Below are 26,315 nucleotides of genomic sequence, written 5' to 3' on the forward strand. Positions count from 1 at the left end.
ACGGCGACGGCACCACCGACCTCACCGTCTACCGCTCCTCCCTGGCCCGCTGGCTTATCTTCGGCGCCGGGTTCGTCCGCTGGGGCGTGGTCGGAGGCACCGACATCCCGGCCACCGGCGACTTCTTCCTGGACGGCAGCAACGACCCCACCATCTTCCGGCAGGGCCGCGGCCGCTGGTTCATCTACGACCCCGCCTCCCCCGAGCGCTACGACATCGGCGCCCCCGGCGACATCCCCATGACCGGGAAGAGCTACTGACCGGCTGATGGGAAGAACCGGAGCCCTGCTGCTGGGGGCCGCGCTTGTGGCCTGGGCCGGATGCACGTCCGGCCCGGGCCCCGGCTCGGAGTTGAATTTCTCGAGCGTCATCGGCGGAAGCGCCGATGACGGGGCCTTGGGAGTCGCCCGCGGGCCCGGAAATCTGGTCTGCCTGGTCGGGGCCACGGCTTCGCTCGACTTTCCCACCCTGAACAGCCTGTCCGGGTTCGGATCCGACGAGGGGCGGATCTCCAAGAACGGGTTCGTCACGCTCCTCGATCCCGCCTCCGGACGGATCATTTTTTCCTCGGCCCTGGGCGGCCGGAGGATCGACGAAGTCCAGGACTGCGTTTTCGCCCCCGACGGTTCGATCTATGTCACCGGCAAGACCATCTCCACCGATTTTCCCACCCTGGAGCCGTTTCAGGCGGCTCAGGCCGGGCGCGGGGACGCGTTCCTGGCCCGGTTCGCCGGCGACGGGACCCTCCTCGCTTCTTCGTACCTGGGGGGGACCCGCTGCGAAAACCTCCGTTCACCGGGAAGCATCGACCTGGGGCCCGACGGGACCGTCTATATCGCCGGGACCACGGCCTCGGGCGATTTCCCCACCGTCAACCCGGGCGATCTCGACGGACGCGGTTCCGACGCTTTTCTCGCCCTCGTCTCGGTCGACGGGCGACGCCTTCTCCGCTCCGGCCGCATCGGGGGAAAAGCCATGGATTTCTGCTTCGACATGGCCCTGGACCCCGAAGGGAGACCGTGCCTGGTCGGGCAGACCGCTTCCACGGATTTTCCCACCGCCGGCGGAGGAATGCCCTTTACCGGCACATCCGGCTATACCGACGCTTTCGTCATCCTCCTCGACTCCCGGGGCGAACATGCGCTCTACTCCGGGTTCCTGGGGGGGAGCGCCTGGGACTTCGGCCACGCCGTCGGCTTCGACGGCCGGGGGGACGTCTACGTCGGCGGTCTCACCACCTCGCCCGATTTCCCCACCCGAAACGCCTTCGACGGAAGCTACGGCGGGGGCGAATACGCCGGGGACGTCTTCCTGACCCGCATCCGCCCCTCGACCGGGGAGATCCTCTCCTCCACCTTTTTCGGGGGGACCAAGAGCGAACCCGCGGAGGCGCCGCTGCGGCTGGACGTGACTCCCGAAGGCCGGACGGTCCTGGCCGCCGCCACCGACTCGGACGATATCCCCATCCGCCGGCCGCTCCAGGCCCGGTTGGCGGGCGCGTCCGACCTGGTGGTCGCGGTCTTCGCCCCCGGAGCCGAAACCCTGGAGTTTTCCACTTACCTGGGGGGGGAAAGCTACGACTTTCCCCGGGCGGTGCGGTGGGACGGCCCCAATCTGCTGGTGGCCGGGAATACGCTCTCTCCCGACTTCCCCACCCGGGGGCCGCTGCAGCGGGGCCCGGGCGCCGACGGAGAGATCGGCGACGCTTTCATAAGCGGAATAACCGTGCCCCCCGGAGAATAACGCCCCCCGGTCAGGCCTCCTCGCCCGCGCCCCTGACGCCGGTGGCCTTGATTTCGGGACGGGTACCGGCGTACTCCATGAGCAGGCGGGACAGGAGCATCACTTCGGCCTTGATCTTCTCCTCGTCCTGGACCACGAACCGGTAATCGTCCTTGAGCAGGCGCCCGTTGGCGATCACCCAGCGGACCTCGCTCCCGTCCGCCGCCCAGATCAGGTTCTCGACCACGTTGTCGACCCGGGTCGGAGTCAGGTTGGGGCGGTCGAGGTCGACGAGGACCACGTCGGCGTCGCGACCGGGTTCGAGGGAGCCGGCGTTGATCCCCAGGAAACGGGCGGGTAGAACCGTGATCATTTCCAAGACCTGCTGGGCGGGCAGGAGACGGGCGTTCTGGTTGAGCGCTTTTTGGTACTGCGACGCCAGTTTGGCGGCGGAGAGGATGTTCTGGTTGTCGGCGGAGCCGGAGCCGTCGGTCGAGATCACCACCGGGATGCCCTTGGCCATCATCTCGATCACCGGGGGCATCCCCGAGCCCAGGATGGTGTTGGCCAGGGGGTTGTGCACGACCTTGGTCCCGGTCCCCGCCAATATCTCCAGGTCCACGGGGGTGCAGTTGACCTGATGGGCGAGAATAGTGTTGGGATCGAGGACGCCCGCTTCGTGGAGGTACTGGACCGGGCTGGCCAGGTACTGGGAGTAAAACCAGCGGGTGGTGTTGGGTTCTTCCGAACTGTGCATGTGAAAAATGGTGTCGTGGGCGTCGGCCCACTCTTTCTGCGCCCGTACCATCTCGGCGCTGTTGGAAAACGCCTGGTCGGGACCGGGGCAGACGCGGACCCGGGGCCGGTCCCCCAGAAATTCCAGGTATTCGTCCAAACGGCGCACGGCGGTTTCGGGTGTGTCCAGAATCCGGGGATCGTAGTTGCGGTCCTGGCTCCCCACCGCGACGGTGAGCTTGGTTCCCACCGCGTCCGCCGCCAGGACCATGTCCCTGACGTGGTACTTGCTGAAGTTGCACTGGTGGTTCATGGCGCTGGTGATGCCGTAATAGACGTCGTCGAGGAGGGCCTTGTTGAAGGTGACCAGGTTGGCCGATTTGCCGAAGGTCTTGGCCAGGCCTTCGGCTTCCTCGGTCAGAAACCCGGTGAAGAGGTTGACGGCGTGGTCCAGCCAGGAAGTCAGGGGCTGGTCCTTGGCCAGGCCGATGATGGGGGGTTCGTGGTTGTGTCCGTGGGCCTTGACGAAACCGGGAAGAAGCACTCCGTCGATGCAGGGGATGTCCTTCTCCCGGTAATCCCGCTCCTTTTTGGCCCCGACCACCTGAAGCTCCCGGCCGCACTCTTCGATGATCCGCTCTCCGATGCCTTCGTAATACTTCCCTACCTCCCGGATCCGGTCCCCCTCGATCAGGACATAGCCGTCCTGGTAGCGGGTCTCGAACCCGATCTCTTCGCTCAAGGGCACCAGAAGCCGGGCCCGCAGCAGTTTGAAACGTTTTTCCATGGTCGTCCTCCGAAGCGTGCGATTTTTCGGATACTGTACCATTCCCGGCGGTCTCCTTCCATCCCCAACCGCTCCCGACCGCCCCGGCGGATTGACAACCGCGGACCCGCCCGTGTAACCTCGTTGGCGGTAGTTGCAACGGGGTCGAGCGCCCGGGAGGTCGACGATGAAGATATCGAGGACAGCGGGTTTCATCCTGGCGGCGGCGCTGGGAACGGCCGGAACCGCGGCCGCGAATTTCGACGGAGAGGACGACTTCGCCGGACCCCAGATCGATGCGGGAAAATGGCAGGGGTGGAACTCGGATACCGACTACGGAGCTTTTTATATCCAGACCGGCCGCTTGGCCCTGAATATGGACTGGGACGGGGGCGGTTCCTCGGAAGTGGCCGGGGGCATGCTCTGGAAGCTCAACCACGGTTCGGTCGGCGAAGACTGGGAACTCGTGCTCACGGCCGAGGTCCCCGAATTCACGGTGGTGACCGATTCCGAGGACTACGACATGGAAATGTCGCTTAACGTCATCGGCTCCGACGTTCCGGTTACCCAGAGTTACTACCCGCGGCTGTCGGCGACGATGCGGAGGAGGTGGGACGGGGTCGACCGGGCGTTCAGTCAGGAGATCACCGGCTATATCGAACTGAGCGACGAGGATGTGCGCGGCATCGCCCACGAGATCCCCGCCGAAGTCGCCCAAACCGAGATCAAGGTGAGCTGGAATGCCGACAGCGCCCTTCTCTGCGCCCTGTACCGGCTCGACGACGGCAATGCCTGGTGGAACCTTCTGGGTTCATGGACCGTGTATTCCGGAGTGATCCACGAACCTGGAGCGGTCTTCACCACCACGGTCCAGGGAGAGTTGGACGGCTTCCGCGGGCTGCCGGGAATATATACTCCCGGCGCCCGGGGTTTTGCTGCCCGGCCGTACCGGTCGACGACCGGAACCGGCGCCGTCACCGGCGATTTCACCGGGGACGGCTTCGCCGATATAGCCCTTTTCCGTCCCTCTTCGGGGCTCTGGCTGGTGAGGGGAACGACCCGAGTCTACTTCGGGACCTCCGGAGACGAGGTGGTTTCCCACGATTACGACGGGGACGGGACCTGGGACATGGCGGTCTACCGCCCTTCCACCGGAAAGTGGATGGTGAGAGGAGGACTCAGCTCCTACTACGGAAATTCCACCGATGTCCCGGTTCCGGGGGATTACGACGGGGACGGGACCGCCCAACCCGCGGTTTATCGGCCGGCGTCGGGGAAATGGATGATCCGCGGAAGCACCGCGGCTTACTACGGGAATTCCACCGACCTCCCCGTCTCCTACTGAGCCCCCAGAGGGTTCAGGGGAAGACAGAATACAGGAGTCAGTATTCAGAATTCAGTAGCCCCCCGCCTCAGACCCTGGAGAACTTTGCACCTGATTACTCTGATTAACTCTGATGGGGGAAGGAATGCAGGGTTCAGGGTTCGGGGTTCGGGGGAGAGAAGCAGAGGGCATAGAGCATGGAGCATAGCTTTCATCCCTCTTCATGAACTTCATGTCCTTCATGGTGAAACTAAGATTACGCAGATTTGGGAAGAGGGAAGTCCACAGATCTGCCTGCCGGTAGGCAGGTTACGCAGATTGAGAGATAGGACGGTGTTCTTACTGTCTCTTTCAAGACATTTTCACCCCGTATTCAATTCTCTAAAATCCTCTTGTGCCCCCTTGTGCCTCTTGTGGCTAACCCTCTCCCCTTCATGAACTTCATGTCCTTCATGGTCGAGAAAAGCGAAGAGCAGAGCATGGAGCATAGAGTAAAATAAATTTTGAATCCCCTTTCTCTACTATCTGTGAAATCTGTGGTTGATCCCTCTTCCTGAACCCTGCCTCCCTTCAGGAGGAAAGGGCTTCTTCAACCAGGTCGGCGACGTGGCGGCCGATGGCGGGAGCGGCGGTCAGGCCCGGGGATTCGATTCCGACCAGGTTGACCAGGCCGGGGAAACCGCGGGCGGCCTCGTGCCTGATCTCGAAATCGCGTTCCGGTTCCCCCTTGCGGTAGAGCTTGGGCCTGATCCCGGCCATGTCGGGGGCGAGGTCTTCCCGTTTCAGTTCGGGGAGGTAGCCCCGAGCCCCTTGGTAGAACTCCTCCCGGTGCGCTTCGTCCACCCCGTGATCGATCTCGTCCACGTAAAAAGCGTTGGGCCCGATCTTGAGCCCTCCTCCCAAGTCGACCACGGTGTGCAGGCCCAGGCTGATCCCGGTCGGAGGCGGGTAAACCAGCCGGGAGGTGAGGCGGGCGCTGGAACCGGAAAGACGGAAGTACTCCCCCTTGCAGGGGTAGACGGTGTACCCGGAGCCGGCCGTATCCATCCCCGCCAGCGCCGCCACCGCCGAGGCCCCGAGACCGGCGGCGTTGACGACGACCCGGCTCGACAGCTCCATCTCGTCCCCGTCGGCGTCCCGCACCCGCAGGCGCCAGTCTCCCCCGACCCGATCGAGCCCGATCAATTCGCAGTTGTAGGCCACCGTCCCCGCCTGGTTGACCCGGTGCTCGTAATGCGCCATCAGCCGGTGGCTGTCGACGATCCCGGTTCCCGGGGACAGGAGGCCGCCGACGGCGCGGACCCGCGGCTCCAGTTTCCGGACTTCCCCGGCCTCGATCAGCCGCAGCCCCTCCACTCCGTTGGCCTCGCCCCGGCGCCGGAGATCTTCGAGCACGGGGAGGTCGTCCTCGGCCAGGGCGATGATGATCTTCCCCGGCAGGCGGAAGGGGATGGAATGCGCCTCCGCCAGTCGGAGAAGTTCGCGCCGCCCCTCCACGCAGAACCGCGCCCTTAAGGAACCGGCCGGGTAGTAGATCCCGGCATGGATGACTTCGCTGTTGCGGCTCGAGGTCTCGCGGCCGAAAGAATCGTGCCGCTCCAGCACCAGCACCTCGCGTCCCCGGGCGGCGGCGGCGGCGGCGGCGGCCAGCCCCACCACCCCGGCTCCGATCACCACGACTTCAACCGCTTCCACCGTTTCCCCCTTCTCGGGTCAGCCGCAGTATCAGCTCCCGGTGGCGCGGGAACCTCAGCAGCAGGGAACTGCGGGAGGAAAGCTCGAAGTCGCCGAACTCGAACCCGGGCGCCACCGTGCAGCCGACCAGGAAAAAATCTCCCGGGCCTTCGGCCGGTTCGGCGGCGAAGAACTCCCCCGCCCCGACCGCCGCCAGAGGCCGCTCCCCCCGTTCGGCCGCTTTTCCCAGGCGGACGTTCCGGTACTCCCCGTTCTCTGCGATGACGTGGATAACCGCCGAGGCGCCGTCGTAATGGTGCCAGATCTCGTCCGAACGGAGGCGGTGAAACGCGGAGAATTCCCCGCGGGTAAGCATGAAATAGATCGCGGTGGAGATGCGGTGGGCGACGGGACACCGCCCCGGCAAAACCTCGGGAGGGAGGCATTCCCGCGAACGATAGGCTTCCCGATAAAACCCGCCCTCGGGATGGGGCCGCAGACCGAGCAGTTCCTTCCATTTTTGACCATCGGGCATCGCCATCGACTCCTCGCCGCCCGCGGACGCCGCGGCGGCGGTAGTAATAGTAGCGGTTGCGGGCTCCCGGGCACAAGTTCTTGCTGCCGGGCGGGGGGCGGTTTTCAGCCCGACGGTCCCGCCACCTGCTCGATCAGGGCGCGGGTCCGCGAGGAAGCGTCCGGAGGGGTGGACACGGGATAGACGACCCGGATCCGGAGAAGACGCTCCGGGAAGGGGATCAGGTAGAGAACGACGGTAACCGGTTGCCGGCGCCCGGCGAACCCCATCCGGCGCTCGATCACGGTCTTCAACCCCGCTGTATCTCCCAGTTCGACCGCGGCGGTGTACAGCCGGCGCCCGGAGGCGTCGGCGGCCAGTTCCTCGCGGGACAGGGCCTCGAGGTGCTCCCCCTCCCCTCCGGCCCGGACCGGGGGGACCAGGAAGAATTCGACCGTGGCCGGAACGTCTTCCCGTTCGCTGTCGTAGGCGAGCAGGGTGGCGTCCTCGCTGCCGCCGTAGTGGTAGACCATCCGGCGCACGAACCCGCACGCCCGCGGGGGGAAAACCAACCCCGAGCGCTCGTCGCGGAAATCGCCCCGCGCGTTCACTTCCCCCGAGAAAGAACTGTCGGCGGGGGGCGGAGCGGAGGCGCACCCCGCCGCCGCCGCAACCGGGAGAACCCACCACCAGCGCGCCGGCGACCGGCGCACAGGGGCAACGGAACCCGCCGGCGCCGCTTTCACCCCGGTCTCCGGGAACGTCCGGCGGCTCCCAATATCCGGCAGCCCCTGACCAGGTATTCCCGGCCCTCCCTCCAGTTCCGGATACCCGCCAGGGTGCGGACGACATAGGACGGGCGGCAGTAGAGCTTGCGCAGGAATTCCGTGCGCAGGGCCGACAGGCGCTCCCGGGCGAGGTGCTCGGTCCCGGCGGGAGGAGCCAGAAAATAGTCGTAACCGGGTTCCGGAGTCGAGATCAGACCCGCCGCCGCCGCTTCCCGGAAGAGGGCCGTTCCCGGGTAGGGGACCGCGATGTGGACTTCGGCGAAATCGCAGTCCACTTCCAAGGCGTAGGCCATGGTGGCGCGGATAGCGCTCTCCGTCTCCCAGGGGAACCCGATCATGAAGAAGCCCAGGGTCTTCAAACCGGCGGCGCGCGCCAGGGCCACCGCCCGCCGGCCCTGCCCGGTCGTCGTCCCCTTGCCCGCCCGGGCCAGCGTCCGGTCCGAACCGGACTCCAGACCCAGCGCCACCAGCCAGCAACCGGCCCGCCTCATCCAGGCCAACATTTCCGCGTCGAGGGTGTCGACCCGGCTGTTGGCCACCCAGCGGACCTTCAGGCCGGAGGCGACGATCCCCCGGCAGAGGCCGATGACGAACTCCCGGTCCAGGGTGAACGTGTCGGCCCGAAAGAAAAAATCCCCGATCCCGAACCGACGGACGCATTCCTCCAGTTCCCCCAGGATGTTTTCCCGGCCGCGGCTGCGGAGCTTGCTTCCCGACAAGACCGGCGTCAGGCAGAAGCTGCAGGAGCAGGGGCAACCCCGCGCCGTCTGCACCGTGGCCAGGGGGCGTCCGGAAGGGAGCGTGTAGAGCCGGTTGTCCATCAGGCTTCGGTCCGGGTAGGGCAGCCGGTCGAGGTCCGCCACCAGGCCCGGCTCGCCCCGGGCGATCATTCGCTCCCCCCTCCGGAGCATGATCCCGTCCACGGACTCGAGCGGCCCGCCCGCGCTCAAAGCCCGGGCGAGGCCGGGAACGACGGCCTCGGCCTCGCCCCGGATCCCGGCGTCCAGGCCCCGGTAGGCGGGAGTGCCGAAGAATTCGTCGGTATAGACGCTGAAGGGGGCCCCCTTGGCCGCCAGGAAGGTGCCGGGAAGCCGGCGCTTGAATTCGGCCAGGACCGCGGCGTCGGCGGGAAGCGACCCGACCGTGGTGCTGAGGAGGGCGAGGTCGGGCCCGAACGATTCCGCCTCGCTCCACAGCGTCTGCGCCCCTTCCCCTCGCGCGGGGTAGTCGCGGAGCCTGACTTCCCACCCCTCGGCCCGCAGCAGCGCCGCCAGATAGCCGAGGTCGTTGGGGGGGCGCAGGGTGACGGTGGCGCCGGCTTCGACGTCCGCCTGGCAACGGTCCTCTCCCCGCTGGAACTTCGTGCCGGGAGGGTTGAAGAGGAATGCCTTCACGGTTTCTTTGCGGTAGCCTCGAGGTGGCGATTGCGGTAGATTTACCTTCCGGCCGATTATGGTACGGTGTTGATCTGGGAGCAAGAAAGGACTTCGACGATGAAGATACTCGTCACCGGCGGCGCCGGCTATATCGGCAGCCATACCTGCGTGGAACTGCTCGGCGCCGGCTACGAACTGGCGGTGGTGGACAACCTCGACAACAGCTCCGAGACCGCCGTGAAGCGGGTCGAGGAGCTGGGGGGGCGCCCCCTGAACTTCCACAAGATCGACCTGCTCGATCGGGAGGGCCTGGACCGGGTCTTTTCCCGGGAGAAGCCGGAGGCGGTCGTTCACTTCGCCGGGCTCAAGGCGGTGGGAGAATCCGTGGAATTCCCCTTGCGCTACTACCGCAACAACGTCACCGGCACGATCGTCCTGTGCGAAACAATGCGCGAACATGGGGTCAAAAAACTGGTATTCAGCTCGTCCGCCACCGTATACGGCGATCCGGAGCGGGTGCCCATCACCGAGGACTTCCCCCTGAAGGCGACCAACCCCTACGGGCGGACCAAGCTTTTCATCGAGGAAATCCTGCGCGATCTTCACGTCTCCGATCCCTCCTGGGAAATCGTCCTGCTGCGCTACTTCAACCCCATCGGCGCCCACGAAAGCGGAAGGATCGGAGAAGATCCGAACGGCATCCCCAACAACCTCCTTCCCTATATCGCCCAGGTGGCGGTGGGGCGGCTGCCTTTCCTGCGGGTTTTCGGAAACGACTACCCCACTCCCGACGGAACCGGGGTCCGGGATTACATCCACGTGACCGACCTCGCCCTGGGCCACGTCCGGGCCCTGGAAAAACTCGACGGCGACCTCGGCCTGGCCGTCTACAACCTGGGGACCGGCAGGGGCTACAGCGTTCTCGAGGTCCTGAGCGCCTTCGAAAAGGCCAGCGGCCGGAAAATCCCCTACCGGATACTCCCCCGGCGCTCCGGGGACATCGCCGCCTGCTACGCCGACCCCGCGCGCGCGGCCGCGGAACTGGGATGGGAGGCCCGGCGCGGGATCGACCTGATGTGTTCCGATTCCTGGCGCTGGCAGTCGAGCAACCCCCACGGCTACGGAGACCGCCCGCAACCATGAGCCAATGGGAAAAGTGCGTGGAGGCGGCCCGGGGGAAGGACCCCTTCCTCATCCTGACCCACAACAACCCCGATCCCGACGCCCTGGCCAGCGGCGCCGCCTTGAAGCTGCTCCTGGAGGAGAAAGCCGGCGTCCGCTGCCGGATCGCCTACGGGGGAATGCTCGGCCGCGACGAGAACCGCGCCTTCAACCGCCTGTTGAGAATCGGGGCGGTCCCGGTCCGGCCGGGAATGTTCCGGAAACACCGGGGCGTGGCGCTGGTGGACTGCCAGCCCGGAGCGCGCAACACCGTGCTTCCCCTGGAGATCGTTCCGGCGGTGGTCATCGACCACCACCCCCGTCTCAAGTCGACGCGGTCGGAATTCGCCGATATTCAGCCCGATTGCGGGGCCACCACCACCATCCTGGTCGGCTATCTGCGGGAGGCGGGGATCGAGATCCCGGCGGAGCTGGCCACGGCCCTGTACTACGGCCTGACCTCCGAGACCCAGCACCTGGGCCGGGACGTCACCCGCAGCGATATCGAGGCCTCGGTCTTTCTTTTTCCCAAGGTCCGGCATCGGCTGATTTCCAGGATCGAGCACCCGGTTCACGACCGGATCTTTTTTCAACAGCTTCACGGAGCTCTGGAAAAAGCCTATACCTATAAAAAGTTCGTGGGAGCCCGGCTCGACGAACTCGAATACCCCGACTTCGTGGCCCAGTTCGCCGACCTCCTGGTCTCCCTGCGCCGGGCGACCTGGTGTTTCGTCACCGGGCGCTACGCGGGGGCCATCTACTGTTCGCTCCGCACCACCCACACCAATGCCCGGGCGGGCAAGCTTCTGCGCCGGGCGATCGGGAAACGCGGCAGCGCGGGCGGCCACGACATGATCGCGGGGGGGCAGATTCCGGTCGCGGACCTGAGCGAGCCGGAAATCGCCGCCATCGAGGACGCGGTCTATCGGGCCCTCTATAAGGCGATCCGTCTCCCGGAAGACTTGAGCCCATCCCCCCTGGTGATTCCCCGGGTCGTTCATCCGCGCGCGTAACGGGGGAAACCCGCCCCGCCGAGCGGGGACCGGCCCTTTAGAAACCGGCGGCGGCGGCCGTCGGCGGCACGGGGAGAACCCCGCCCGGGTCCGGATTCAGGTAGCGGATCTCGTAGGACCGCCCGTCGCTGCTGATGACGATGTCGTCGTCGCCGTGGCAGTCGGACGCCGGCCGGCCCCGGTCGCCGCGATCGGTCGACCAGACCCGGCAGCCGGCGCTCCGGTAGCGCTCGACCACCGACCGGTCGGGCAGTCCGTAGCGGTTGCCGGCGCAGATCACCGCCTCCTTCGCCCCCACCGCCTCGATGAACGGGACCGTCGAGGACGTCTCGCTCCCGTGGTGGGGGACCTTGACCACGGTTGCGGCCAGACCGTTCTCCCCTTCCCGGCAATAGCGGTCGAGCAGAAACGCTTCCACCAGGGACGCCGACGAGGCCGGGCCGTCCCGGTATTTTCCTTCCTCGTCGCCGGTGAAAAGGATGCTGAAATCCCCGTAACGCAGACGCAGGACGATGGAACTCAGGTTCTCGTTCCCTTCGGAGACGGCCGGGTTGCTGTGGAGGATGACGGCGTCGAGTTCTCCGCCCCAATCGAGCGGGCACGGGACCGAAGGAGAGAGGGATCTCAGACCGGGAATGGCGGGGATGCCGACCGCGGGGGAATAGAAGACGCTCGCCGGCTCCACCAGAGACAGCCAGCAGAAGGCGCTGAAGGCCTGTCCCCGAGAACGGAACCCGGGTTCGACGATGTTCCTGACCCGGTACTCGTCGAGCACCCCGATCAAGCCCCGGTAATGATCGTTGTGGGCGTGGGTGCAGATCATCCACTCGATCTCGGCGCCGGGCTTCAATCCGGCTTCGGTGAGGAGCGGGACGATCCTCTGCGAACTCGGCCCCCCGTCGATGACGATGTCGTACCCCTCGCAGACCCCGTTGCCGGGGATGCCGTCGTCGGGAGTGGTGATCCAGACGCAATCCCCGTGGCCGACGTCGACGAAAACGATCCGCAGCGGCGTCGGTTCCTCCGGCGCCGCAACCGCCGACGGCGGCGATTCCCCGGAAGCGACGGCGGCGAACGTCGACAGCGACAACCATACCGCGACCGCCGCCGTCCTGCGGTGGCGCTTCGTCTTCATGCCCGAGGAGCATACCCGGGCCGGCGGCATCTGGCAATCCTTCCTCCGGCCCCAAATCAGGGCTTGTCGGCCTCTCCGGCGCCGGGATAAAGTCTGGGCATGGGCAACGCGGAACAACCCGAACGGGCCGCCCCCGGCGCCGGAGCGGACGCCGTGGTCGAAGAGATCAAAACCCATATCCGGGCCCTGGCTTCCGAAATCGGGCCTCGCCCCACGGGTTCGGCCGCCAACCGGGCCGCCGGCGATTACATCGCCGGCGCTCTCGCCCAGAAGGGCTACGAACCACGGAAACAGGAATTTCCCTGCCTGGACTGGATCCCGGGGGTTTCTTCCCTCTCCCGGGACGGCCGGACCGTGGCCCTGTGCTCCCATCCTTTTTCGCCGCCGGCGGAAGTCACGGCCCCGGCGGTGATGGTCGGCGACCTCCCGGCCCTGGAGAGAGCCTCGCTGCGGGACCGCATCTGCTTCCTGCACGGCGAACTCGCCTCCGAGCCCCTTTTTCCCAAGCGGTTCCCGTTCTTCAACCTTCCCCACCATCAGAAGATCATCGGGTTGCTGGAAGCGAAACGGCCGCTGGCGGCGGTCTTCGTCCATCAGGGGGACACGATCCCCGCCCCCCTGATGGAGGACGGAGATTTTTTCATTCCCTCGGCGACCGCCCCGGCGGCCGCGCTCGCCCTGCTCAAGGAAGCCGACGGAACCGAAACCACGGTGAAGATCGCCGGCAGGACCTCCCCGGCGTCCGGATTCAACGTCGTCGCCCGCCGGCCGGGCCAGGGGCGGGCGGTCGTCTGCGCCCACTACGACACCAAGCCCGACACCCCCGGGGCGGTCGACAACGCCGGGGGGGTGGCCGCGGTGCTGGCCCTGGCCGGCATCGTCGCCCGGGACGAACCGGAGACGGGCGTCGAATTCGTCGCCTTCAACGGGGAGGATTACTACGCCGCCAGCGGCGAAGTCGCCTACCTGGCCTCGGCCGACATCCGGGACGTGTCCCTGGTCTTCAACATCGACGGGGTCGGAGCCGCCCGCAGAGCGGCCCTGGCCTCCTTCAACCTCGGCGACGCCGGCGCCCGGAGGCTGAAGACCCTCCTGCCGGAACATTCCGCCCTGGTCGAAACCGGCCTCTGGCCCGAAGGGGACCATATGCTCTTCGCCGCGGCCGGAGTCCCCGGAATGACGTTTACCTCGGAGGGGATCCACTCCCTCCTCGGGAGTTTGATCCATACCCCGGCCGACCGGGCGGAACGGGTCCGGGTGCCCGTTCTCGCCGCCGTCGTCGCTTTCATCGCCTCCTTCCTCGGCGAGGGCGGCGGCAGGGAGTAAGCGACCGCGCCGGCTTCAGTTCCCGGTTGCGTCTTCGAAGAAATCGACGAAACGCGGCGGGGAGGGGGGAGGCGCGGCCTGCTCGAGCCGTTCCCGGAGCGTCGTGAAGCGGCGGTGGGAATCCCGGCGGCGGACGGCCAGGGCCAGGGCGTCCCTGGTCCCGACGACCACGGCCAGGGACCGGGCGCGGGTCAGGGCCGTGTAGAGAAGGTTGCGCTGCAGCATTATATAGTGCTGCGGGTGGATCGGGATCACCACCGCCGGATACTCGCTTCCCTGGCTTTTGTGGATGCTGACCGCGTAGGAGAGCGAAAGCTCCTCCAGGTCCCGGGACTCGTAGACGACGGTCCGCCCGTCGAAATCCACGGCCACGCGGCCCAGGGCGGCGTCGATCTCGAGAACGCGGCCGATGTCTCCGTTGAAGACGTCCCGGTCGTAATCGTTCTCCGTCTGCATCACCCGGTCCCCGGCCCGGTACCGGACTCCGAGGGAAGCAATCCCCCCTTCCCCGGGGTTGAGTGCCGATTGGAGCAGCCGGTTGAGGTTGAGCACTCCCAGTTCCCCGCGCTTCATCGGGGAGAGGACCTGGATGTCCGCGATCGGGTCCAGGCCGAGGTGGCGGGGAATGCGCCGGGCCGCCAATTCGCAGATCGTATCCGCCGCCTTGGCCGGGTCGGCGCACTCCACGAAGACGAAGTCGCTGGCGGCGGCAGCCCGGCCCCGGGGGATGACGGGGAGTTTCCCCAGGTTGATCCGATGGGCGTTGGTGACGATGGAGCTTCCTTCCGATTGCCGGAAGACCAGCTGCAGGCGGGTGACGGGAACGACTCCGGATGCGATCAGGTCGCGCAGGACCGTGCCCGGCCCGACCGAGGGGAGTTGGTCGACGTCGCCGACGAGGATCAACAGCGCCCGGTCGGGGACGGCCCGAACCAGTTGCCAGGCGAGCGGGAGATCGACCATGCTGAACTCGTCGACGATGACCGCGTCCGCCGCCAGCGGCCGGCTCTGGTCGCGGGTGAACGCGCCCCGGGCGGGGTCGTATTCGAGGAGGCGGTGGATGGTCCGGGCCGGGAACCCCGTGCTTTCGCTCAGGCGCTTGGCCGCCCGACCGGTGGGGGCGCAGAGGGAGACCCTGAGGCCCTTGACCGCAAAGATCCTGACCAGGGCGTCGACCAGGGTCGTCTTCCCCACCCCCGGCCCCCCGGTAACGACGCTGACCGGAGCTTCCAACGCCCGGCGGACCGCTTCCCGCTGGCCCGCGGAAAGGTCGATTCCGGTTTTCCCCTCCACCCAGGCCGTGGCGCGGTCCGCCGCGATCCCCGGGCAGGGATGGCCGGACGCCGCCAGCCGCACGATCCGCTCGGCCAGCCGGCGTTCGGCGTCGTCCAATCCGGGCAGGTAGACCAGGTCCCGGCCCTCCCCGTCCCGCCGTGCCGTCAGCCTCCCGGAACGGGCATTCTCCTCCAGCGCCGCCTCCGCCAGGGAAACCGGCACCCGCAGCAGCTCTGCGGCCCGGGAACAGAGGACGTCCCGCGGGGCGGCGCAGTCGCCCTGCTCCGTCATTTCCAGAAGGACGTGTTCCAGCCCGGCGCGGACCCGGATCTCGGACCGGGGCTCGATACCGATGCTGGCGGCGATCCGGTCCGCGAGGAGAAACCCCATCCCCCTGATGTCGCGGGCCAGGCGGTAGGGATCTTCACGGATCGCCTCCACCGCGTTTTCCCCGTAGGTTCTGAAGATGCTCAACGCCCTCCCGGTCGAGACCCCGTGGCTGTGGAGAAACACCATGATCTCCCGGATCCGGCGCTGATCGGCCCAGGCCGCGACGATCGCCTTCCGGCGCCCGGCCCCGATTCCGGGGACTTCGGACAGGCGCGCGGGGGTTTCCTCGATCACCCGGAATACATCGGCTCCGAAAGCCGCGACCAGGCGGGAGGCCAGGGCCGGCCCGATGCCCCGTATCATCCCCGAACCCAGATACCGCTTCATCCCCTCGGAAGTCCCCGGCGGGACGGCCGAGAGGCGGACCGCGGAAAACTGGCGGCCGTGGCGGGGGCTGACCTCCCAGCGTCCCGAAGCCTCCAGCATCTCCCCGGGCACGGCCGAGGGCAGATTCCCCACGACGGCGACCGGTTCTCTCTGGCCCCTCACCCGGACGCGCAGGACGGTATAGCCGTTTTCCGGGTTATGGAAGGTGACGCGCTCGATGAACCCGTAGAGCCGTTCTTCGCCGGGGCCGGAGCCGTGTTCTGTGCGGGGCTCCTCCATCGGGTCATCTCAGCAGTTCCAGAAACCCCGCTTCCAGCCCCCGTCCCCGGACGATCTCCCGGACCCCCGCGCCGGCGGTGAAGCACAGCTCCAGGACGCGGCGGTTGAGGTCCTCCAGGGAACAGACGCCGGGCTCGAAGCGGACCGTCATCTCCTCTCCGTCGGCCCGAACTTCCCTGACCCCGGGCAACCCCTCCAGGAGGCGGGGAGGAGGAGAGCGGTCGAAACGGTAGACGACCGTATCGCGGGCGCCGGTCAATCCCTCCACCGGTCCCTCGTAGATCATCTTCCCCCCATGAATGACCCCCACCTGGTCGCACATCTGCTCCACTTCGGAGAGGAGGTGGGAACTGACGACCACCGTCTTGCGCCCCCCCCAGCCGGCCACCAGGGACCGGAGCCGCGCGGACTGGTCGGGGTCGAGGCCGGCGGTAGGTTCGTCGAGTAAAAGTACGTCGGGGTCGCCGAGCAGCGCCTGGGCCAGGGCCAGGCGGCGGCGCATCCCGTGCGAAAGCTTGGGGGGCTTGTGCCGGGCCCGGTCCGCCAGCCCCACCGCCGCCAGGCATGACTCCGCGGCCGCGCAGGCGCGGCCGCGGTCGAGCCCCTCCAGGCGCCCCAGGAAGAACAGTTGGCGGAACAGGCGCCGGTCGGGATACAAGGAGGCGTCCTGGGGCAGCAGCCCCAGGCGCCCCCCGAACTCGAACTCGCCGCCATGCCGGGCAATAATACCGGCCAGGACCCCGAACGTCGTGGTCTTGCCCGCCCCGTTCACCCCCAGAAAACCGTAGACGGAGCCGGCGGGCACGTTCATGTTCAGCCCCCGCAGCACCGGCGTTTTCCCATAGGACTTGGTCAGGCCCCGTGCCCTCAGAGCCGGGCCGTTCACAGGTCTTTCCTCGAAAAACGCGCCTGCGCCGCCGCGTAAACCGCCGCGGCGAACCCGCAGTAGAACAGAACCGAGCGCCACATCGGCCAGGACCCGGCGGAGGCGAAGAGCCCCGCCAGGTTGCGGCCGGAAAAGGGAGAAAGATACGCGCCCGCCTCGAAGACCGTGCCGAAGAGGAGCAGGAAAAAACCCAGACAGCAGTAGAGCAACGCCCGGCGGCTGCGGGCGGCGAGCACGGAAAAGAAAAGCGCCAGCGCCACCGCCGCCGCCGTGTAGGGGAGCAGGCGTACCCAGAGAACCGAAGCCGACGCCAGGACCTTGAAGACGGGAATCCCCGGGATCTCGATCAGGGCGTACACCAGCACCAGGAGGAAGGAGCCCAGGGTGACGACGGCGATTTCGGCCACGCCCCCCAGAAACCGGGAGAGGAGCAGGGGGAACCGTTTCACCCTCCAGACCAGGAACCGCAGCGTCCCCGCTTCCATCTCCCGGGAAGGGATGTCGTGGCGGAAGACGACGATGAGCAGGGGGAGCAGCGCCAGGGAGATGACCGCCAGGGAGAGGTTGATGGCGGGGGTGGAAAGCACGAATTCGACTACCCCCGACGAGCCCTCGTCTGCGGCCAGGCTCCGGAGAAAGCCCGCGATGGGGGCGCCGCGCTCGCTCAGGTCGAGGGCCTCCCCCACCGGTATCCCGGCGACCCGGTGCAGTTTGATGACGACGGAACTGACCAGGAGAAACCCGAGCAGGTAGGTCCCCGCCAGAACCAGGCTCCGGCGGGAACGGAAGCCGCCGACGAAGTGATCGCAGAACAGTATCGGAAATCTCGACCTCACTGACGGGCCCTTTCCGCTCGGCGCGGGGCGGTGGACAGAAGCTTCGGTTGAGAGTACACTTTATTTTCGAAGACATCGAGGCAATTTCTCGAACCCCGAAAAGAGGAGCAAACCATGGACATCGTGATCAGGAACGCGGCCCTGCGCCGGAAATCGGGGCGCTGGGAAATCGGCATCAAGGACGGCAAAATCGCCGGAATCGGGCGCCGGATCGGAGGCCGACCCCGAAAAGCGATCGATGCCCGGGGGGGCCTGGTTACCGAATCCTTCGTCAACGCCCACCTTCACCTCTGCAAGGTCTATACCCTGCTCAAGATCAGCGAAAAAGCCCTGGCGGACTACCACGGGGGAGGCATGGGCAAGGCCATGACCGCCATCGAGGAAGCGGCGGAAGCCAAGGCCGATTACAACGCTTCCTGGATCCTGCCCAACGTCCGCCGGGCCCTCAAATCCGCGGTCCGCTTCGGGAACACCCATATCCGCGCTTTCGCCGACGTCGACAACAAAGCCAAACTGGAAGGGATCAAGGCCCTGCTCCAGGCCAAAAAGGAGTTCCGGGGGGTGATCGACCTTCAGATCGTGGCCTTCCCCCAGGACGGGGTGGCCCGGGAGCCGGGCGCCTTCGAACTGGTCCGGGAAGCCATGCGCATGGGCGCGGACGTGGTCGGAGGCATTCCCTGGATCGAATACACCGAAGCCGACGAACGGGACCATATCGATAAGATGTTCCAAATCGCCCGGGAGTTCGACGCCCCGATCTCCATGCTCGTCGACGACGCCGGCGACCCGGGATTGAGAACCCTGGAGATGCTCGCCCTGGCCACCATCCGCGAGGGCTGGGAAGGACGGGTGCTGGCCCACCATGCCCGGGCCATGTGCCTGTACCCCGATCCCTATTTCATGAAGCTGGTGGCGCTGCTCAAACGCGCCCGGCTGGGAGTGATCAGCGATCCCCATACCGGGCCGCTTCACGCCCGGGTCCAGGACCTGAGAGCCGAAGGGGCCCTGGTCGCCCTGGGCCAGGACGATATCTCCGACGCCTACTATCCCTTCGGGCGCAACAACATGCTCGAAGTCGCCTTCCTCAATGCCCACCTGCTCTGGATGACCACCGCCGAAGCCATGGAAGAACTCTACGACATGGTGACGGTGGACGTGGCCCGGTGCATGGGCCTGAAGGGGTTCGGGCTGAAGAAAGGGGCCGTCGCCAACCTGGTGGTTCTCCACGAAGGCACGGTCCTCGAAGCCCTCAGAAACCACGGCGAACCGGCCGCCGTCGTCAGCCACGGACGCCTGGTGGAGACGAAGAAATACCGGTAGGCGCCCGCCCGGCCGCCGGACGGAGACGATGAAAAGATACGCGACGGTTGTATTGCTCGTTCTGGCCGGAGCGGGCTGCGGGCCGTCGACGGACCGGCTTCCGGAAAAAAACACCGCCCGCCTTTCCCAGGCCCGCCGGTTGGATCGGGCCGAACGGTTGTTCGAAACCGGCCACCTGGCCGAAGCCGAAGCCCTCTACCTGCAGGCGGCCGAGCCTCCCTCCGCCCGGGCGGCCGCGGGCCTCTGCCGGGTTCTCCTGGCCAAGGGGGATTACGCGGGCGCCGTCGCATGGGGCCGGCGGGCGGTGGAACTGAACCCGGCCCTGCCCCGGACCTGGAAGGACCTCGGGCAGGCCCGGCTGGGCCTGGGGGCGCTCGACGAAGCCGCCCTGGATTTCCGGGAAGCCGTCCGGCTCGCTCCCGAGGACCCGGCCCCCCGGATCGACCTCGGCGTCACCCTGGCCCGTCTCAACATCCTGGAGGACGCCGAGACGGCTCTGCGGGAAGCCCTGGCCCTGGCGCCCAGGGAACCCCGGGCTCTCTACAACCTGGGGCTGGTCTACGAGAAGATGGGACGGATGGAAGAAGCGGAAAACAGCCTCCGCCAATCGGCGGCGCTGCGGCCGGGTTTCGCCCCGGCCTACCTGGCCCTGGGCAACGTGCGCGAGGATCTCGGCGACGACGAAGGCGCCCTGGCCGAGTACCGGAACGCGGCCGCGATGAACCGGGAACTGGACGAGGCCTGGCTCCGGGCGGCCGCCATCTGTCTCCGGCAGAACCGCCTGAACGAGGCCGAGCACCTCTACGGGAAACTTCTGGAAATGCGCCCGGGCCACCCGGAGGCCTCCCTGCGCCTGGGAGAGATCGCGGTCAGGAAGGGGGAGTATCCCCGCGCCCGGGAATTTCTCCTGGCGGTCGTCGGGAGCGGCACCGCCGACGCCCGCGTCTACGACCTGCTCGGCCTGACCCAGGAGCGAAGCGGGGAACCCGAGACCGCCGCCAAGTCGTTCCAGCTGGCGGTCGACCAGGAACCGGGGAACCCCGACTATCTCCTCCACCGGGGGAGAAACCTCCTCGATCTGGAAAACTCCAACCAGGCCCTGGAGTACCTGGAGAAAGCTTCCGCCGCCCGGGAGGGCGATCCGGAAATTCTCTACTTCCTGGGCCGGGCGCGTTTTCTGGAGGAGGATCTGCCCGGGGCCAGGAAAGCCCTGGAGGAAGCCGAAGACCGGGGCGCGGGCAGCGAATTCGGGGTCAAGGCCCGCACCCTTCTTCTCCGGCTCAAAGGGAAGACCCCTCCGCCCTCCCCCCCCGACCAGGACGAGAACCTTCCCTTTCACCAGCTGTTCATGCGCGATATCCTCAACAACCCCGGCGACGGCGGGGACGCCCCGGAGACGGGGACGCAAGGAGGTTGACATGAAGACCGGACTCGTTCTCTTCTGGGGAGCGGCGGCGATGGCCGCGGCCGCTCCGGCCCAAACCGTGGTTTCCTCCTCCGAGACCGCCGTGACGGCGATCGGGCCGGAAACGGTGCTGGAGGTGGCAGTGGAGGGGGGTTACCTTTACGGGTATTCCCAGTACGAGATCAAGGGAGACGATTGGTTCTGGGGTTCGTGGAAAAGCCGTTTGAAGTGGCCCCTGGATACCGTGATGACCGGGGGGAGCGCCCGGTTGGCGCTCAAGGACGACACGTTCGAGATCGGCGTTTCCTTTCTCTTCAACGTCACCGACGACCCCGGCGAGCTGGAGGATTGGGACTGGGTCGGGGGCGAGATGATCTCCAAAGGCGTGGTCGATACCAGCCTGACGGCCTACCTGCTCGATTGCTCCGCGTACTGGAACATGGTCAAGAAGGAGCGGTTCACCCTGGGACTCGGCCTCGGGTTCGCCTGGCAGCATTTTTCCTGGGACGGAGAGGGGGAGCTGACCCAAACCGAATACGACTGCGCCTTCAACCGCTACTACGGAATCACGCCGGGGACCTACCGTTACCCCGACGCGGAGTGGATCACCTACAAGATCGACTACTACCTCCCCTACCTGGGGGTGAAGGGAAGCTACCGCTTCGACCCCCGGCTCGAAGCCGACGCCTACGGGAAACTCCTGCTTTTGATCGCCCGCGACGAGGACGACCACGTCCAACGGATGAAAAAATCCAACGCCGATTATTATGGAGCGGGCATGGAGTACGGAGTCGAGGGGATCTTCCGTCCGGCCCCCTGGGCCCGGATCGCCCTCAGCCTCAAGGCCACCTTCCTTTCCGGAAGCGGCGACCAGGACCAGGAGTTCTACGGTGGGATCTACGAGGGGGAAAAATACTCGAACATCGACGCCGAAACCACCTCGATCCAGTGGTATGCCGGGCTGCGGGCCGGCGTCGTTTTCTGAGAGCCGGCCGGGCCCCCGGTTGATTTCGACTCCGAAGGAGCCTACAATACGAACCGGCGCCGGAACGCAACTCGAACTCGGGAAAAGGAGAACCCCGGATGAAACAAAAGGATTTTCTGGCTTTCATGGATTCGGTGCGGATCTACGACCTGACCCAGCCGCTCAGCGTCCATACCCCGCCCTGGCCCAGCTATATGCCCCTGCAGCTGCAGTATTTCAAGCGCATCGGGGGTTGCTTCGGCGGCGGACCGGGGGCCAACGGCCAAATCATCAAGACCAGCAACCACGTCGGCACCCACATGGACGGAGAGATCCACTTCTGCGCCTCGGGGCGCCCGATCGGGACGGTGCCCATCGGGGAATGGGTCGGCCAGGGGGTGGTCGTCGACATCTCCAAGGAAGTCTCCGATTACGGTCTCTACACGCCCGAGATGCTCATGAGCAAGGTCGAGATCAAAAAGGGGGATATCCTGGTCATCAACACCGGCTACCACAGATACGATTGGACCCATAAAACCGCGGATGAAATCAGGTACATGATCATGCATCCGGGCCCCAGCCCCGACTTCGATAAATGGGCGGCGAAGATGAAGTTCAAGTGGATCGGCGTCGATTGCGGAAGCGCCGACCACCCCATGAACACCATCATCCGCCAATGGCAGCCCGCCCATTTTGCCGCCGCCGAAGCCAAGCTGCTCGCCGAATACGGAAAAACCTGGGACGAGATGTTTCCCCCCGACTATTTCTACCAGGTCATGCACCTGAAACTTTTCCCCAAGAAAATCGTCCACGCCGAATGCCTGGGCGGAGATATCGACAAGTGCGGGAACAAACGCCTCTGGATCGGAGCCTTCCCCTGGAGGGCGATCGAGATGGAATCCTGCATCTGCCGTATCCTCGCCTTCGACGCTCCCGTCGGCTGAAGAGGGCAAGCCGGGGGCGGACCGTCCCGCTCCCCGGCGGGGACCATTCATGTCGATCAGACTCAGATTCGGCGCTGCGCTGCTGCTGGTGCTGGCGGCCGCGGTCCTGGTCTACGCCGACACTTTTCCCAACAGTTTCGTCTACGACGATCTGGTCACGGTGGAGGAAAACCTCTTCATCCGGGACTGGGGCAATCTCGGCCTCTTCTTCTCCCCCGAATACTACCTCCTCTCCGAGGAATACTCCTTTCGGCCCCTGGTCACCCTGACCTACTTCATCGACTACTATTTCTGGGGGCTCAACCCCTGGGGCTACCACCTGAGCAACCTGCTCTGGCACCTGGCGGCGACGGCGGCGTTCGCCCTGATCGTCCGCAGTCTCTGGCCGCGCCGCCCCGCGGCGATGGTGGGAGCGCTCGTCTTCGCCGTCCACCCCGTCCAGGTGGAAGCCGTCGCCGGCATCTCCTTCCGCGAGGACCTGCTCTGCGCCTGCTTTTACTTCCTGGCCCTCCTCGGCTTTCTCCGGGCCGGGAACCGCCGGGGCGCGGCGGCCGCCGCGCTCAAGGGCGCGGCTCTGCTGGCGTTCGCCGCCGCCCTCTTCTCCAAGGAAATGGCCGTCACCTTCCCCCTGGTCCTGGCGGCCGCGCGCCTGATCCGCGCCGCGCCGGGAAACGGCCGGCGGCGCGTTTTTTCCGATCCCTGGCTCTGGGCCTCGTTCCTGATCGCCGCCGCCTACGGAGCCGGGCGGTTTTCCCTGTTCTACCAACGGGGGACGCTTCCCTCCACCCCGGAGTTCGGGGACCTTCCCACCCGGGCCCTGCTGGCGGCCAAAAGCCTGGCTCTCTACGGTAGCCGCCTGCTCTTCCCGGTCAACCTCACGGTGGAATACCCCGACCCCAACCGGGCCGCCGCCTGGGGACGGTACCTGCTGGCCGGAATCCCGCTGGCGGCGGCGGCGGGGCTGGGGGCCTGGAGAACCGGGGGAGAGAAAGCGCGCTTCGGACTGGCCTGGCTGCTCCTGGCCCTGCTCCCGGTCTGCAACCTCTTCCCCAGCCCGCGCCTGGGCGCGGAACGGTTCCTCTATCTTCCCCTGGGGGGGTTCTGCATCTGGACGGCGGCGACGCTGGAAGCCGCCGGCGGGGCCGTCTCCGGAACCCGGCGGAAGATTCTGGCCGCGGCCGTCGTCGCCGTCGTCGTCGCCCTGGCGGCGGGGACGGTCGCCCGGACCCGGGTCTGGAGAAACAACCTCACCTTGTTCGAAGCCGCGGTGCGGGCGGCCCCGGACAGTTCCAAGGCCCGCCACGGCCTGGGCAACGAATACTTCCGGAGGGGCCGGCTGCGGGAAGCCGTCGAAGAATTTCACCGGGCGATCGCCATTCTTCCCCGGGAACCTTTTTACTACAACAGCCTGGGAGTGGCCTACGGGGAGGCGGGGGACCTGGCCCGGGCCCGGGAACAGTTCGAGATCAGCCGGCGGCTCAACCCCGGCGACCCCCTGATCCTGATCAACTTGGCCGTTCTGGAATTGAAAGCCGGGCGTCCGGACCGGGCCGAACGGACGATCCGGGAATACACCCAAGCCCGACCCCGCGACCCCCACGGGTTCCTCATCCTGGGCGAAGCCGCCCTGGACGGGGGGAACTGGGAAACCGCCCGGGAAGCCTACCGGTCGGCTCTCGACCTCGACCCCGGTTCGGCGGACGCCTGGAGCGGTCTGGCCTACTGCCTGTACCGGGAAGGGAAACCGGAGGAAGCGCAATGGGCCTGGCGCCGGGCCCTGGCGCTCGACCCCGGCAACCCCGACGTCCGCCGGGCCCTGGAAAGCCTGCGGGAACGGTAATTCCCTTTTCTCGGCGGGGGACGGGGGCTATACTTTGTCTCCGGGGCTTTCCCGGAAAGGAGCGGATTCATGAGCGAACGCCAGTACCATATTCAGGTGGCCCCCGGCGAAGTCGGCCGCTACGTCATTCTTCCCGGAGATCCGGGCCGCGCCGAAAAAATCGCGGCTTATTTCGACGATCCCCGCGAAATCGCCTTCAACCGGGAGTACCGGACCTTTACCGGAACCGTCGACGGGATCACGATTTCGGTCACCTCCACCGGAATCGGCTGCCCGTCGACCGCGATCGCGTTGGAGGAACTGATCCACGTCGGCGCCGACACCTTCATCCGGGTGGGAACCGCCGGGTCCCTGCAGGAGCGGGTCGACCTCGGCGACCTGGCCATCTCCACCGGTGCCGTCAGGGACGAAGGCACCACCCGGCAGTACATCCCCCTGGAGTACCCGGCGGTGGCTCACCCCGAAATCGTGGGCGCCCTCAGACGGGCGGCCGAGAACCTCGACTACCCCCACCACCTCGGGATCACCCACTGCAAGGACTCGTTCTACTCGGAGGAGGAAGGGTACAGCGCCCAGCCGGAGGTCAACAGCCAACGCTGGAAGACCTGGATGCGGGGCGACGTCATCGCCACCTCCATGGAAGAAGCCGCCCTCTTCGTGGTCGGCTCGCTGCGGCGCGTGCGCGCCGGTTCCGTTCTGGCCGTGATCGGCCGAACCTGGGCCGGGGAACCGGTGATTCACGGAGTCGGGCCGGAAAAAGCGATCGAAACCGCGATCGAAGCTTTCCGCATCCTGGAGCGGGAGCGGCGGTAGGCATGGATTCCGGCCCCGAACGCCGTCGGATTCTGGATTGGCTGGAGAAGCGCCTGGATGCCGACCGGAACTTCTGCCTCCCCCTGGAGAAACTCGTCCGGGAACTGCGGCGGGGGCTGTCCGTCGCGCCCCCGGCCGTCGACGCGGTCCGGGAGTGGGTGGCGGACGATCCCAGGTTCGATCTCATCCCTCCCCCCGAAACCCCCGAGGGCATGACCGCGGAGGAACTGGAGGTCGCCGGCGTCGAAACCGGCCACCGGATCGGGCTCCGGTCCCGGCGCCCTTCGCCCCGGGATCTGGCGGAAAGGATGGAAACCGAGACCGGAAGGCTGATCGAGGCCTTGAGCATGGCTTACGAGAACCGGCCCCGGGACGGGGCCGAGGCCGGGGAACTCGAGGACCGGATACTGGACCTGCTGCGCAAGACCCGCGATCTGCAAAGCCGGGTACGCCAAGCGCGAGGAGCAACGTAAGGGCGGCGCGGCCGGCGGTTCCGCCGGGCGCCGTCGTCAACCCGTATCCGCCGCCGGGGCGGCGGGAACATAACCCAGGGGAGTACGGTTCCGATGGGGAAACTGGCTTTTATCTTTCCGGGACAAGGTTCGCAGTACGTGGGGATGGGCGCGGAAGCGGCCGCTGCCAAAACCGGGGGGGACCTCTTCGCCCTTGCCGACGAGATCCTGGGGTTCCCCCTCAGCGACCTTTGCTTCCACGGACCGGAGGAAGAACTGAAACAGACCTACAACACCCAGCCCGCCGTGCTCACGGTCAGCTTGATCGCGGCCGCGCTCCTGGCCGAAAAAGGAATACGCCCGGCGCTGACGGCCGGGCACAGCCTGGGCGAATACAGCGCCCTGGCAGCCGCCGGGGCCCTTTCCTTCGCCGAAGCCGTGGCCCTGGTCCGCAAGCGCGGGGAGATCATGGCCGCGACCACGGAGAAGATCACCGGTGCGGGGATGGCCGCGATCATCGGGCTCGGAGCCGAGGCGGTGGTCGACATCTGCGCCCGGGCGTCCGAGGCCGGGGTGGTGGAGGCGGTCAACTTCAACTCCCCGGTCCAGACCATCATCTCCGGCGAGCGGTCGGGGTTGGAACGGGCCATGGAACTGGCCAAATCCGAGGGAGCCAAACGGGCGATGGAACTCCCGGTGAGCGCGCCCTTTCATTCCTCCCTGATGGATCCGGCGGCCGAACTATTCCGGCCGGCCCTGGAGGCGGCCCGGATCGGCGACGCCGCCGTGGCGGTGGTGGCCAACGTCAGCGCCCGGCCCGAAACCGCCGCCGAGGAGATCCGCGCCAACCTTATCGGCCAGGTCAACGGGCCGGTGCGCTGGACCGAGTCCGTCGAATACATGCTTTCGCAGGGGGTCGATACCTTCGTCGAGGTGGGGCCGGGCAAGGTGCTGCTGGGGCTGATGAAGAAGATCGCCCCGGACGCCGCCGCTTACGCGGTGGAAACCCCCGCTCAGATCGACGAGCTGGCGGCGGCCCTGGCCTGAAGC

Annotated in this window: 23 protein-coding genes; 14 read left to right on the top strand and 9 right to left on the bottom strand. The window is 66.8% G+C overall.

Features of this window, described 5'->3' with window-relative positions; genetic code table 11:
- A partial coding sequence (locus tag PLZ73_08035) for a VCBS repeat-containing protein (GenBank protein HOO77821.1) occupies positions 1 to 260 on the top strand: 260 nt, incomplete at its 5' end.
- Between the two features lie 7 nt (positions 261 to 267).
- Entirely contained in the window at positions 268 to 1,743 is a 1,476-nt protein-coding gene (locus PLZ73_08040; protein HOO77822.1) for a hypothetical protein, read from the top strand.
- A gap of 10 nt (positions 1,744 to 1,753) precedes the next feature.
- Here PLZ73_08040 and PLZ73_08045 read toward each other — a convergent pair whose 3' ends face one another.
- Positions 1,754 to 3,244 carry an amidohydrolase family protein gene (locus tag PLZ73_08045; GenBank protein ID HOO77823.1) on the bottom strand — a complete coding sequence of 497 codons (1,491 nt, stop codon included), beginning with the start codon at positions 3,242 to 3,244 and terminating at the stop codon, positions 1,754 to 1,756.
- A gap of 166 nt (positions 3,245 to 3,410) precedes the next feature.
- Between PLZ73_08045 and PLZ73_08050 the strand changes: the two genes are divergently transcribed.
- A complete protein-coding gene (locus PLZ73_08050) occupies positions 3,411 to 4,568 on the top strand; it encodes a hypothetical protein (GenBank protein ID HOO77824.1) in 1,158 nt (385 codons plus the stop codon).
- 549 nt (positions 4,569 to 5,117) lie between these two features.
- On the opposite strand, the gene PLZ73_08055 is transcribed toward PLZ73_08050, so the two are convergent.
- The 4 genes from PLZ73_08055 to PLZ73_08070 all read right to left on the bottom strand — a co-directional run bounded on the left by PLZ73_08055 (position 5,118) and on the right by PLZ73_08070 (position 8,917).
- Complete coding sequence (locus PLZ73_08055; GenBank protein HOO77825.1) at positions 5,118 to 6,242, bottom strand: NAD(P)/FAD-dependent oxidoreductase; 1,125 nt, start codon at positions 6,240 to 6,242, stop codon at positions 5,118 to 5,120.
- Positions 6,229 to 6,762 carry a cupin domain-containing protein gene (locus tag PLZ73_08060; protein ID HOO77826.1) on the bottom strand — a complete coding sequence of 178 codons (534 nt, stop codon included), beginning with the start codon at positions 6,760 to 6,762 and terminating at the stop codon, positions 6,229 to 6,231. Before PLZ73_08060 ends, PLZ73_08055 begins: the two co-directional genes overlap by 14 nt.
- Before the next feature lie 98 nt (positions 6,763 to 6,860).
- The gene (locus tag PLZ73_08065; GenBank protein ID HOO77827.1) at positions 6,861 to 7,481 is read right to left on the bottom strand and encodes a hypothetical protein; all 621 of its coding nucleotides are present in this window, start codon (positions 7,479 to 7,481) and stop codon (positions 6,861 to 6,863) included.
- Positions 7,478 to 8,917 carry a radical SAM protein gene (locus tag PLZ73_08070; GenBank protein HOO77828.1) on the bottom strand — a complete coding sequence of 480 codons (1,440 nt, stop codon included), beginning with the start codon at positions 8,915 to 8,917 and terminating at the stop codon, positions 7,478 to 7,480. The genes PLZ73_08065 and PLZ73_08070 overlap by 4 nt, the downstream gene beginning before the upstream one ends.
- Before the next feature lie 99 nt (positions 8,918 to 9,016).
- Here PLZ73_08070 and galE point away from each other — a divergent pair, with 99 nt between their 5' ends.
- Together galE and PLZ73_08080 are read left to right on the top strand one after the other, a co-directional pair.
- The gene (galE, locus tag PLZ73_08075) at positions 9,017 to 10,042 is read left to right on the top strand and encodes a UDP-glucose 4-epimerase GalE (protein ID HOO77829.1); all 1,026 of its coding nucleotides are present in this window, start codon (positions 9,017 to 9,019) and stop codon (positions 10,040 to 10,042) included.
- Positions 10,039 to 11,073, top strand: a complete 1,035-nt coding sequence (locus PLZ73_08080) for a DHH family phosphoesterase (protein ID HOO77830.1) — start codon at positions 10,039 to 10,041, stop codon at positions 11,071 to 11,073. Before galE ends, PLZ73_08080 begins: the two co-directional genes overlap by 4 nt.
- 37 nt (positions 11,074 to 11,110) lie before the next feature.
- Here the strand turns inward: PLZ73_08080 and PLZ73_08085 are convergent, their stop codons facing one another.
- On the bottom strand, positions 11,111 to 12,208 hold the full coding sequence (locus PLZ73_08085; protein HOO77831.1) for an MBL fold metallo-hydrolase: 1,098 nt from the start codon (positions 12,206 to 12,208) through the stop codon (positions 11,111 to 11,113).
- A 99-nt stretch (positions 12,209 to 12,307) separates the two neighbouring features.
- On the opposite strand from PLZ73_08085, the gene PLZ73_08090 reads away from it, so the two are divergent.
- On the top strand, positions 12,308 to 13,534 hold the full coding sequence (locus PLZ73_08090) for a M28 family peptidase (protein HOO77832.1): 1,227 nt from the start codon (positions 12,308 to 12,310) through the stop codon (positions 13,532 to 13,534).
- Between the two features lie 15 nt (positions 13,535 to 13,549).
- Here the strand turns inward: PLZ73_08090 and PLZ73_08095 are convergent, their stop codons facing one another.
- The 3 genes from PLZ73_08095 to PLZ73_08105 are packed head-to-tail and all read right to left on the bottom strand — an operon-like array spanning position 13,550 to position 17,527.
- Positions 13,550 to 15,805, bottom strand: a complete 2,256-nt coding sequence (locus PLZ73_08095) for an ATP-dependent RecD-like DNA helicase (GenBank protein ID HOO77833.1) — start codon at positions 15,803 to 15,805, stop codon at positions 13,550 to 13,552.
- A gap of 4 nt (positions 15,806 to 15,809) precedes the next feature.
- Entirely contained in the window at positions 15,810 to 16,691 is an 882-nt protein-coding gene (locus PLZ73_08100; protein ID HOO77834.1) for an ABC transporter ATP-binding protein, read from the bottom strand.
- Positions 16,688 to 17,527 carry an ABC transporter permease subunit gene (locus tag PLZ73_08105; GenBank protein ID HOO77835.1) on the bottom strand — a complete coding sequence of 280 codons (840 nt, stop codon included), beginning with the start codon at positions 17,525 to 17,527 and terminating at the stop codon, positions 16,688 to 16,690. The genes PLZ73_08100 and PLZ73_08105 overlap by 4 nt, the downstream gene beginning before the upstream one ends.
- A gap of 114 nt (positions 17,528 to 17,641) precedes the next feature.
- Between PLZ73_08105 and PLZ73_08110 the strand changes: the two genes are divergently transcribed.
- The 8 genes from PLZ73_08110 (at position 17,642) to fabD (ending at position 26,312) form a co-directional block, all read left to right on the top strand.
- Positions 17,642 to 18,847 carry an amidohydrolase family protein gene (locus tag PLZ73_08110; GenBank protein ID HOO77836.1) on the top strand — a complete coding sequence of 402 codons (1,206 nt, stop codon included), beginning with the start codon at positions 17,642 to 17,644 and terminating at the stop codon, positions 18,845 to 18,847.
- 28 nt (positions 18,848 to 18,875) lie between these two features.
- Positions 18,876 to 20,264, top strand: coding sequence for a tetratricopeptide repeat protein (locus tag PLZ73_08115; GenBank protein HOO77837.1), 1,389 nt, complete (start codon positions 18,876 to 18,878; stop codon positions 20,262 to 20,264).
- A gap of 1 nt (position 20,265) precedes the next feature.
- Positions 20,266 to 21,237, top strand: a complete 972-nt coding sequence (locus tag PLZ73_08120) for an omptin family outer membrane protease (GenBank protein ID HOO77838.1) — start codon at positions 20,266 to 20,268, stop codon at positions 21,235 to 21,237.
- Positions 21,238 to 21,335: 98 nt separating this feature from the next.
- On the top strand, positions 21,336 to 22,160 hold the full coding sequence (locus tag PLZ73_08125; protein ID HOO77839.1) for a cyclase family protein: 825 nt from the start codon (positions 21,336 to 21,338) through the stop codon (positions 22,158 to 22,160).
- 49 nt (positions 22,161 to 22,209) lie between these two features.
- Positions 22,210 to 24,000 (top strand): tetratricopeptide repeat protein, encoded by a 1,791-nt coding sequence (locus tag PLZ73_08130; GenBank protein ID HOO77840.1) that lies wholly within the window; start codon positions 22,210 to 22,212, stop codon positions 23,998 to 24,000.
- Positions 24,001 to 24,069: 69 nt separating this feature from the next.
- Complete coding sequence (locus PLZ73_08135) at positions 24,070 to 24,813, top strand: nucleoside phosphorylase (protein ID HOO77841.1); 744 nt, start codon at positions 24,070 to 24,072, stop codon at positions 24,811 to 24,813.
- A gap of 2 nt (positions 24,814 to 24,815) precedes the next feature.
- The gene (locus PLZ73_08140) at positions 24,816 to 25,286 is read left to right on the top strand and encodes a hypothetical protein (GenBank protein ID HOO77842.1); all 471 of its coding nucleotides are present in this window, start codon (positions 24,816 to 24,818) and stop codon (positions 25,284 to 25,286) included.
- A 93-nt stretch (positions 25,287 to 25,379) separates the two neighbouring features.
- Entirely contained in the window at positions 25,380 to 26,312 is a 933-nt protein-coding gene (fabD, locus tag PLZ73_08145) for an ACP S-malonyltransferase (GenBank protein HOO77843.1), read from the top strand.
- Positions 26,313 to 26,315 lie beyond the last annotated feature (3 nt).

The sequence above is a fragment of the bacterium genome, from assembly GCA_035380285.1.
Lineage (GTDB): Bacteria > Auribacterota > Erginobacteria > Erginobacterales > DAOSXE01 > DAOSXE01.